This is a genomic window from Streptomyces spongiae (genome assembly GCF_009377185.1).
Classification (GTDB): Bacteria; Actinomycetota; Actinomycetes; order Streptomycetales; family Streptomycetaceae; genus Streptomyces; species Streptomyces spongiae.
In genome coordinates, this window is the sequence record NZ_VJZC01000384.1 from 1 (window position 1) to 9527 (window position 9527).

The following is a 9527-nucleotide window of genomic DNA, read 5'->3' on the forward strand; positions in this document are numbered from 1 at the left end:
GGTCTGGGGCGTACGGCCGAAAGCCCCAGCTGAGCGCACGCCGGGGGGCGTTTCACGTGAAACACCGCGGTGGTGGGTGTTTCACGTGAAACACCCCCACGTACCGCTCAGGAGCCGCCCCGGCCCTTCTCCGCCCACGCCACCGCCGGACCCATCGCGTACGACGCGGCCAGCGTCACCGCGCCCAGCAGCAGCCAGCCCGGCGTCCCCCAGTCCACCAGAAGCGCCGTCAGGAGCAGCGGGCCGAGGGTGCGGGCCACGGTGACACCGGTGCCGAAGAAGCCCTGGTACTCGCCCATCCGGTCCGCCGGGGCGAGGTCGAAGGCGAGGTGCCAGGAGCCCGCCGACTGCCCCATCTCGGCCGCGACCTGCAGCACCGCGCCCAGGACGAGCACTCCGGCCGCCACTGCCGGCGAGGTCCCGGCCGAGAGGGCGAACACCGCGCAGGACGCCAGCATGAGGAACCCGGAGCGACGTATCGCGCGCGTGGCCGTCGTACGGTCCGTGACGCCCCGGGCCGCGCGGACCTGGAACGCCATCACCGCACCCGTGTTGAGGACGAACAGGGCGGAGACCACCCAGGCGGGCGCGTCGGTCCGTTCGGTGATCCACAGAGGGATGCCGAGGCTGAGCAGCGGCATCCGCAGCAGCAGCACGGTGTTGAGGAGCGCGACCAGGGCGTACGGGCGGTCGCGCAGCACGCTGAGCCGGTGCTCCGGCCCGGCTCCCCCTCGGCCGCGCGCCGAAGCCTCCACCGCCACCGGCGGCAGCCGCAGCAGGACCACCGCGCAGAGCAGGAAGCTCACCGCGTCCAGCGCGAACACCGCGAGATAGGCCGTCCGCGTCCCGGCGTGCAGCGCCAGCCCGCCCAGGCCCGCGCCGACCGCCAGACCGGCGTTGAGCGTCGACTGGAGATGCGCCAGCAGCCCGGTCCGCTCCCCGGCGGGCACCAGCCCGGCCAGCAGCGCCTGCCGGGCCGCCGCGAGCCCCGACTGGGCGGCCGCGTACGCGCACGCGGCCAGTAGGAACGGGACGAACCCGCGCACGAACAGGAACGACGCCACCGCCAGACCGGTCGCCAGCGCCAGCAGCACCGCCGCGCCGCGCGGCCCGCGCCGGTCCGCCAGCCGCCCCAGCGGCACACCCACCAGCGAGCCGACCGCCCAGGCGATGGTCAGCCCGAGCCCCACGCGCGCGGGGGACAGCCCCACGACGTGCGTGAAGTACAGCGCGGACGTCACGTAGTAGGCGCCGTCACCCACGGAGGCGGTCAGCTGCGCCAGGGCGAGCACGCGCGGCGGACCGGCGGGCGGGACGAGCCGGCTCGCCCGGCCGGGAGGCTTCCTCGCCGGAGGCGTGAGCCGCACGGTGGGGTGCGACCGCGCCGCAGCGTCGTGGGTTGTCATGCCGACGACGCTATGAGCTGTTTGGGACAGTCAACAGGCCCAATTCACATGCGTGTTCATGGCCCACTTCAGGTCGGGACGACGACGTCCGTCACCGAGCCCTCGCCAACCCGTCCAGCACCCGCCCCAACACCTCCAGGGCCTCCGGGTAGGTCCGCTCCCGAGGCGTCCCGTACCCCACGACCAGCCCCTGCGGCCGCTCGCCGGCCGGTGCGTGCCAGTGGTCGCCGAGATGGCCGAGCGCGAGCCCCTCTGCCTCCGCACGCGCCAGCGCCTCGGCCTCGTCCGGCACTTCGACCAGCGCGTGCAGCCCGGCGGCGATCCCCCGCACGCTCCACCTCGCACCCAGTCGGCCCAGCAACTGGTCCCTGCGTCGCCGGTAACGGAGCCGACACGCCCGTACGTGGCGGTCGTACGCATGGCTGGTGACCATCTCCGCCAGCGCCAACTGGCCTATGGACTCGGTGTGGTGGTCGCTGTGCAGCTTGGCGTCGGCCACGGCGTCGACGAGGTCCGGGGGCAGCACCATCCAGCCCAGCCGCAGCGCCGGGCCCAGAGTCTTGGAGGCGGTGCCCAGGTAAGCGACCTGGTTCGGTGCCATGCCCTGGAGCGCGCCGACCGGCTGCCGGTCGTAGCGGAACTCCCCGTCGTAGTCGTCCTCCACGATCAGCCCGCCCCGCGCGCGTGCCCAGTCCGTGAGGGCTCGTCGGCGCTCCGGATGGAGGGTGACGCCGGTCGGGTACTGGTGCGCGGGGGTGACCACGACGGCCGCCGGGTCGTCGAGGCCGTCCACGCGCACGCCCCGGCCGTCGACCTCGACCGGCACGACCGTTCCGCCGCCCCGCCGCACCACGTCCCGGTGGAACGGCAGCCCGGGGTCCTCCATGGCGACCACCCCGCCGTCCAGCACGCGCGTGAGGAGGGCGAGCCCCTGCACGTATCCCGAGGTGATCACGATCCGTTCCGGCGGCGCGGTCACGCCCCGGGCCCGTCCCAGGTAGCCGGACAACGCCGTCCGCAGTTCGATGCGGCCTCGCGGATCCCCGTAGTCGTACGCCAGGGAGGGAGCCTTCGCGATGGCGCGCCGCATTGCCCGCAGCCAGGCCGCCGCCGGGAACGCGCCCACGTCGGGGCTGCCGGGCCGCAGGTCGAAACGGGGCGCACGCGCGCGTGGACCCCCGACAGGCGCCGACACCGTGTTCGAGGGCAGCGGGGCCACCTCCGTGCCCGACCCCTGGCGGGCGGTCAGATAGCCCTCGGCGACCAGCTGGTCGTACGCGGCCTTCGCCGTGCCCCGCGATATACCGAGCTCGGCCGCCAGGCGCCGGGTCGCGGGCAGGCGGGTGCCCGGCGCGAGCCGTCCCTCGCGCACGGCGTCCCGCAGGGCCCGCTCCAGACCGGCTCTGCGCCCGGCCGCCGCGTCGGGCTCCAGATGCAGGTCCACTCCGACGCCGGACCAGAAGTCGGTCACGCGACCGGGCCCCCTGACCACAGAGAATCGCCCCCTAGGCGCATCAAAAACCCCAAGCACATCAGGAACCCCAGGGGACACGGACGTCCCCTGGGCACACCAATGGCCGGTTACCCAGGAGGGCACCCGGCCATCAGTGTCGTATCCGGCTCTCAGCTCCTGAGCGACGCCATCCACGCCTCGACCTCGTCGGAGCGGCGCGGCAGCCCCGCCGACAGGTTCCGGTTGCCGTCCTCGGTCACCAGGATGTCGTCCTCGATACGGACGCCGATGCCGCGGTACTCCTCGGGCACGGTCAGGTCGTCGGCCTGGAAGTACAGACCCGGCTCGACCGTCAGGACCACGCCGGGCTCCAGCGTGCCGTCCACGTACGACTCCACGCGCGCGGCCGCGCAGTCGTGGACGTCCATGCCGAGCATGTGACCGGTGCCGTGCAGGGTCCAGCGGCGCTGCAGGCCCAGCTCCAGGACACGCTCGACCGGACCCTCGACCAGGCCCCACCCGACGAGCCGCTCGGCCAGCACGCGCTGCGAGGCGTCGTGGAAGTCCCGGTACTTGGCGCCCGGCTTGACGGCCGCGATACCGGCCTCCTGGGCGTCGTACACGGCGTCGTAGATCTTCTTCTGGATCTCGCTGTACGTGCCGTTGATCGGCAGCGTGCGCGTGACGTCCGCGGTGTAGTACGTGTGGGTCTCCACGCCCGCGTCCAGCAGGAGCAGGTCGCCGGAGCGGACGGGCCCGTCGTTGCGCACCCAGTGCAGCGTGCAGGCGTGCGGGCCGGCCGCGCAGATGGAGCCATAGCCGACGTCGTTGCCCTCCACGCGCGCGCGGAGGAAGAACGTGCCCTCGATGTAGCGCTCGGACGTGGCCTCCGCCCTGTCGAGGACCTTCACCACGTCCTCGAAGCCGCGCACGGTCGAGTCGACGGCCTTCTGCAGCTCGCCGATCTCGAAGTCGTCCTTGACCAGCCGGGCCTCCGAGAGGAAGACGCGCAGCTCCTCGTCGCGCTCGGCGGTCACCTTGTCGCGCAGCGCCGCCTCGATGCCCGCGTCGTAGCTCCGCACCACCCGGACCGGGCCCTTGGCCTCCTTCAGCTTGACCGGCAGCTCGCGCACGTCCGCGGCCGGGATGCCGTACAGCTGCTCCGCCTCGGCGAGCGAGTGGCGGCGGCCGACCCACAGCTCGCCCTGGCCGGAGAGCCAGAACTCGCCGTTCTCCCGGTCGGAGCGCGGCAGGAGGTAGATCGTCTCCTTGTGGCCCTCGGGAGTGGGCTCCAGGACGAGGACGCTGTCCTCCGTCTGGTTGCCCGTGAGGTAGGCGTACTCCACGGAGGCCCGGAAGGGGTACTCCGTGTCGTTCGAGCGGGTCTTCAGGTTGCCCGCGGGGACGACCAGACGCTCGCCCGGGAAGCGCTCGGACAGCGCGGCGCGGCGGGCGGCGGTCTCGGCGGCCTGGGCGATCGGCCGCAGGTCGCGCAGCTCGGTGTCGGCCCAGCCCGACTTCATGTTCTCGGCCAGTTCGTCGGACACGCCCGGGTACAGGCCGTTCTTGCGCCGCTTGATCGGCTCTTCCTCGGCTTCGGCCGCCTCGGTCTCCGGGGTCTCCGGCTCGAGCTCGTCCGCCACGGTCATCCTCCTCGATACGGCACTGGACCTCCTCCATCGTACGGTCGTACGGAAGGGGGCCCAGGGCCTTGGGACACGTGCGTGAGCCCGGTCGTCCGGTCACTCGAAGCGGGCCGCCTCACTCGAAGCGGGCCGCCAGCAGCACCACGTCCTCCTCGCTGTCGTCCAGCGCTCCCGGCTCCGCCCGGCCGTGGGGCGCCCGCATGTCCAGGCCGTCGGGCAGCACGCTCCGCAGGATGTGGTCGGCGACCGCACCGGGGTCGGCGCGCACCGCTCTGGGCAGGCTCGCCGCGGCGGCGTGCAGCCGGGCGAAGGCCCGGTCCATGGGGTCACCCGTACGTCGCAGCAGTCCATCGGTGTAGAGCAGCACCGTCTCGCCCGGCTCGGCGCGCAGCTCGACACTGGGCGCCTCCCAGCAGGCGAGCATCCCAAGGGGGGCCGACAGGGACGTCTCCACGAACTCGGTGCGCCGCTCGCCGATCACCAGCGGTGGGCTGTGCCCTGCTCCGGCCAGCGTGATGCTGCGCAGGGCGGGTTCGCAGTAGGCGAAGAGGGCGGTGGCCGAGCGGGCGGGTTCGGTGAGTCTGAGGAGCAGTTCGAGGTCGGACAGGACGGCGACGGGGTCCTCGCCCTCCATCACGGCGTACGCCCTCAGCGACGCCCGCAGCCGCCCCATCGCGGCGATCGCGCTGGGGCCCGACCCGGTGACGGACCCGACCGCGAGGCCGAGCGCTCCGTCAGGCAGCGGCAGTGCGTCGTACCAGTCCCCGCCACCACGAGGGCCGGTGCGGTGCCGGGCGGCGAGCTGGACGCCGGCGACCCGGGGCAGCCGGGAGGGGAGCAGTTCCTCGGAGATCGTCGTCATGCACGCGCGTGTGCGTTCCGTCTCGACCGCGCGGGCCAGGAGCTCGGTGGCGAAGCGGACGTAGAGGCCGGCCAGGTGCCGCTGCCGCTCGGTCGGCTCGGCGGGTTCGTCGTAGAGCCAGACGGCGGCACCCAGGCGGCCCGCCGCCTCCGTGGCGAGCGGCAGCGCGTAGCTGGCGGCGTAGCCGAGGCGGGCGGCCACCTCGCGGTGGCGCGGGTCGAGCCCGTCCTCGGCGAACAGGTCGGGCTGTGCGATCTCGCCGTCGCCGCCGGGCAGTCCGGCGGGTGTGTCGAGGAGCCGTCCGTACGACATGGAGGCGCGCGGCACCGTCTCGATGTGGCCGAGATCGGCCCGGCCGAGGCCCAGGCCGATGGTCGTGTCCGGGCCGAGTCCGTCGCCCGGTTCGAGGACGACGAGACCGCGCCGGGCGCCCACGAGGGCGGCTCCGGCGCGCAGCAGTTCCTGGAGGGAGTCGGCGAGTGAGTCCGTGCGTGCCAGGCGCTCGGTGAGTTCGTGGAGGGTCGTGAGATCGGAGACCCAGCCCGCGAGTCTGTCCTGGAGAACGGCCCCGGGAGCGATGGGCGGCGTGGCCGGAGGGACGCCCGTGGCGGCGGGCGTGGGCGCGACAGTGTGTGCGGGCGACGGAACGGTTGAATCGATTCCGGCCACTTTCGGAAGGTGAGGGGCGTTCATGGTGTCGGGCTTCCGGACCAGCGCGTATTGCTCCATAGCATCGCAAACCCCCATGTCATTTTGCGCCGCTAGCGGTGTCTCCACATGTACACGCAGTCGTGAGGGGATGTCCAGCATTGTCCTGCTGGTATATCTGGTGTCCGTGGGGCTCGCCGAGTCGATTGCGGATTGGCAAAATTGGCTCAAAAGTGCCTCAGTGAACGGTGTATTGCGGTCGACTGGCCTTGTTCGACAGAGCGTCACAGCGGTCGTGCTGGGTACGTACTCGGTGAAAGCCAGGGGTGATGGGAGACCGCCCGGAACCTGGCACCGGAGCCGGGCGTCCTATCCACCGACGACCGTGCCCCATCCTCCCGTGGCGGAGGCGGCGAGCAATAGCGGGACGGCAAAACGCCAGGCGCCGCCACCCCTGCGCCATGGCCATGCTTGAGAGCAGACGCAGTATGGACACGGAAGCAGCCCATGCTCGGCCCATAGGGGTTCCCCTTGTCTCGGACAGGGGTGTGATGCGCCAGCAGGTACGCACAGTGAAGTGATCGACACATGGTGTGATCTGGACCGCGGTGTTGCCAGGCGTGCAACGGAAAGGACGAGCGCACATGCGCGAGATCCCCGGAAAGCGACGCAGGCTCCTGTCCAAGCGGAACGGCGGTAGGTCTGAGATGCTCCAGCAGGCCCTCACGTTCGCGACCGAATGGCAGTGGCCCGTACTCCCGGGCGTGGCTCCGGACCCGCAGGGACGGGCCCGTTGCGGATGCCCCGACGCGGAGTGCGTGGTGCCCGGTGCCCACCCCTTCGACCCCGGTCTCCTCGCGGCCACCACCGACGAGCGCATGGTGCGCTGGTGGTGGGGCAACCGGCCCGCGGCGCCCATCGTGCTGGCCACGGGAGGCAGGGCGCCCTGTGCGGTGAGCCTGCCGGCCCTCGCGGCGGCCCGTGCCCTGGAAGCGCTCGACCGCAAGGGGATGCGCCTCGGCCCGGTGGTCGCGACCCCCGCGCGCTGGGCGATCCTCGTGGCGCCCTACTCCATGGAGCAGCTGGGCGAGTTGCTGTACGCCAAGGACTTCGTGCCGGGTTCCCTGCGCTTCCACAGTGAGGGTGGCTATCTGGCGTTGCCCCCGTCCGAGACCGGCATCGGCCAGGTCCGCTGGGAACGGGCGCCGCTGCCCGGCTCGGCCGCGCCCTGGGTGCCCGATGTGGAGGCCGTCGTGGACGCGGTGGTGGAGGCCCTCACTCGTACGGGTGTGAGCGCACCCGAGTTGTGAGGGTGTCGGGCGCGCGGGGAACCGGGCGCCCGCTGTGGGTCGTTATCTTCCGTTCATGCAGTTTCATTCCGGTCGGCACGGTCGGCACGGTCGGCACGGTCGGCACGGTCGGCGTGAGCGGCTCGGCCGACATGAGTGGCCCGGTCGCCCCGGTCGGCACAGGGCGTCGTGGCCTCGGCGTCGTGGGCCGGGTGCCCGAAGGGTGCGCCTGGCCGCGCTGATCGGTGCCGCGGTGGCCGCTGTCGCCCTGCCGCTGGCTGTGGCGTCCGCGGGTCCTGTCGGCGACGCGGGGCGGATGGTCGCCCGGATGTCCGGACTCACCGACGGCACGGCGCGAACCACCGACGGCGGAGCATGGGACGCCGGAGTGGGTGAGGGTGAGGGTGTGGGCGAGGTGCGTGAGGACGCGCGGGCCGCCCCCTCGCGGCCACCCCATTCGCTCGGCACCGGACTCGCCACCGCCACCCGCTGCGGCCCCGACCTCTCGTCCCCCGACGGCATCGAGGCGCAGACCTGTGTGCTGACCGAGGGCGAGAAGACCTGGGCGCGCACCTACTACCGCAACGCGACGGGCTCGGAACTGAGTTCGGCCCTCAGCCTCATGACACCCGACGGGCGTTCCGTGCGGATGCACTGCGTCGTGGGCGCGCAGGACGAGCCGGGAGTGTGCGAGACGCCCCGGGAGCCCACGCGGGGCGATCTGGAGGCGTACACGGCCGTCGCGGAGTTCGCCTCGAACGCCGGACAGTCGAACGCCGGACACGGGCCGCTGTTGCTGCGCTCCGGGAGCAACTCGCCCCAGCGAACGGGCGGTTGACGCCCGCCCCGGTTCCGTACAACGGACCCTGTTCGAACCCGGACATGAAAAGACCCGGTTGCTGGCGACGGGGGATGCACCAGCAACCGGGCTACTCGAACGGTAACAAGAGATCGGCGGTTCGCAAATTCCGTCTTGGCTATTCGGACACCGATTTCCTTGTCACAGCGGGGAGTTGTGACAGGAGTCACCTGTTCTGTGACTGCTGGGTCGGCTGACCGGTCGGTCAGCCGAGCCTGTGTGTCAGCTGAGCGTGACCTGTCGGTTGGTCAGGCCGCCGCGTGCCCGCCGCTCGTCCGCGGTGAGCGGCGCGTCCGAGGCCAGCGCGGTGGCGAGACGCTCGGCGAACTCGGCGGCCGGCTTCTCGACGTCCTCCGCGCCGACGCCGCTCGGCAGGTCCCAGACCGGAACCGTGAGACCGTGCGCACGGAAGGAGCCCACCAGGCGGGTGCCCTCGCCGAGCCCCGACTGCCCGGCCGCGTGCAGCCGCGCGAGGGCGTCCAGAAGCTGCTCCTCGGCGTGGGGCATGACCCAGCGCAGGTGGTTCTTGTCTGGCGTCTCGCACCAGTACGCGGCGTCCACGCCCTGGAGTTTCACGGTCGGGATGGCGGCGGCGTTGGCCCGCTCCAGGGACGCGGTCACGTCCGCGGTCGCGTTCTCCGCGTCCGGAACCCAGAATTCGAAGCCCGTGTGCACAACTGGCTCGAAGGCGCCTTCGGGGTCGAGCAGATCCTGCAGCCGCGGGGACTCGGCCGGGGCGCGGCGGCCCTGGACTGGAGTGCCGGGCCCCGCGACGAGCGCGCGCTGGAGAGTGTCGGCCAGGTCGCGGCTGATGTCACCGGACGCCGTGTCGTTCTGCAGGCCGAGCAGCACCGAGCCGTCGTCGCGGCGCAGCGCGGGCCACGCCATCGGCAGGACGGTGGCGAGCGTGACCGACGGGACGCCCTCCGGGAGGCCCTCCTTCAGCGTCAGTTCGACGGTCGCGGCCGGCACCAGCTCGCGCAGCGCGATCCAGTCGCACTCCCCCGGCAGGCCCTCGAAGGGGCGCTGCACCAGCTCGGTCACCGCGTGCGCGGCGGCCCGGCCGTGGCAGGCCTTGTAACGGCGGCCACTGCCACAGGGGCAGGGCTCGCGCGCGCCGACAACCGGAACGTGGCCGTCAGCGCCTGCGGCGCCGGCTCCGCCCGTGCTCTGCGGGCGCTTGGCCTTCGTCTGGGGTCGCTTCTTGGCCATCGTGGGTGTCTCCCGGTTACGGCTCGTCTCGTACGGTCGCGAGCCTAGCCGCTTGTACGACGCCCGACGGGAACCTGTGGACAACGCACCGAGTCGTCCCGAAAGCACCTGGTCGATCCGTGGGCTACTCGGGGTCGGGGTTGCCTGGGGGC

At 72.4% G+C, this 9527-nt stretch carries 7 protein-coding genes; 2 read left to right on the forward strand and 5 right to left on the reverse strand.

All coding sequences use genetic code 11. The features are described from left to right. Positions 1–107: 107 nt before the first annotated feature. The 4 genes from FNH08_RS35185 to FNH08_RS35200 form a co-directional block, all read right to left on the reverse strand. Positions 108–1406: an MFS transporter gene (locus tag FNH08_RS35185; RefSeq protein WP_152775585.1), complete on the reverse strand. Its 1299-nt coding sequence runs from the start codon at positions 1404–1406 to the stop codon at positions 108–110. 91 nt (positions 1407–1497) lie between these two features. Then, on the reverse strand, positions 1498–2877 hold the full coding sequence (gene pdxR / locus FNH08_RS35190) for a MocR-like pyridoxine biosynthesis transcription factor PdxR (protein WP_322726010.1): 1380 nt from the start codon (positions 2875–2877) through the stop codon (positions 1498–1500). A gap of 152 nt (positions 2878–3029) precedes the next feature. Next, the gene (locus tag FNH08_RS35195; protein ID WP_322726011.1) at positions 3030–4502 is read right to left on the reverse strand and encodes an aminopeptidase P family protein; all 1473 of its coding nucleotides are present in this window, start codon (positions 4500–4502) and stop codon (positions 3030–3032) included. Between the two features lie 118 nt (positions 4503–4620). Continuing rightward, positions 4621–6177 (reverse strand): PP2C family protein-serine/threonine phosphatase, encoded by a 1557-nt coding sequence (locus tag FNH08_RS35200; protein ID WP_152775587.1) that lies wholly within the window; start codon positions 6175–6177, stop codon positions 4621–4623. A 482-nt stretch (positions 6178–6659) separates the two neighbouring features. Between FNH08_RS35200 and FNH08_RS35205 the strand changes: the two genes are divergently transcribed. Beyond that, positions 6660–7325 carry a bifunctional DNA primase/polymerase gene (locus FNH08_RS35205; protein ID WP_152775588.1) on the forward strand — a complete coding sequence of 222 codons (666 nt, stop codon included), beginning with the start codon at positions 6660–6662 and terminating at the stop codon, positions 7323–7325. Between the two features lie 202 nt (positions 7326–7527). After that, on the forward strand, positions 7528–8142 hold the full coding sequence (locus FNH08_RS35210) for a hypothetical protein (protein ID WP_322726012.1): 615 nt from the start codon (positions 7528–7530) through the stop codon (positions 8140–8142). A 243-nt stretch (positions 8143–8385) separates the two neighbouring features. Here FNH08_RS35210 and FNH08_RS35215 read toward each other — a convergent pair whose 3' ends face one another. Then, a complete protein-coding gene (locus tag FNH08_RS35215; protein ID WP_152775589.1) occupies positions 8386–9375 on the reverse strand; it encodes a DUF5926 family protein in 990 nt (329 codons plus the stop codon). Positions 9376–9527: the final 152 nt, after the last annotated feature.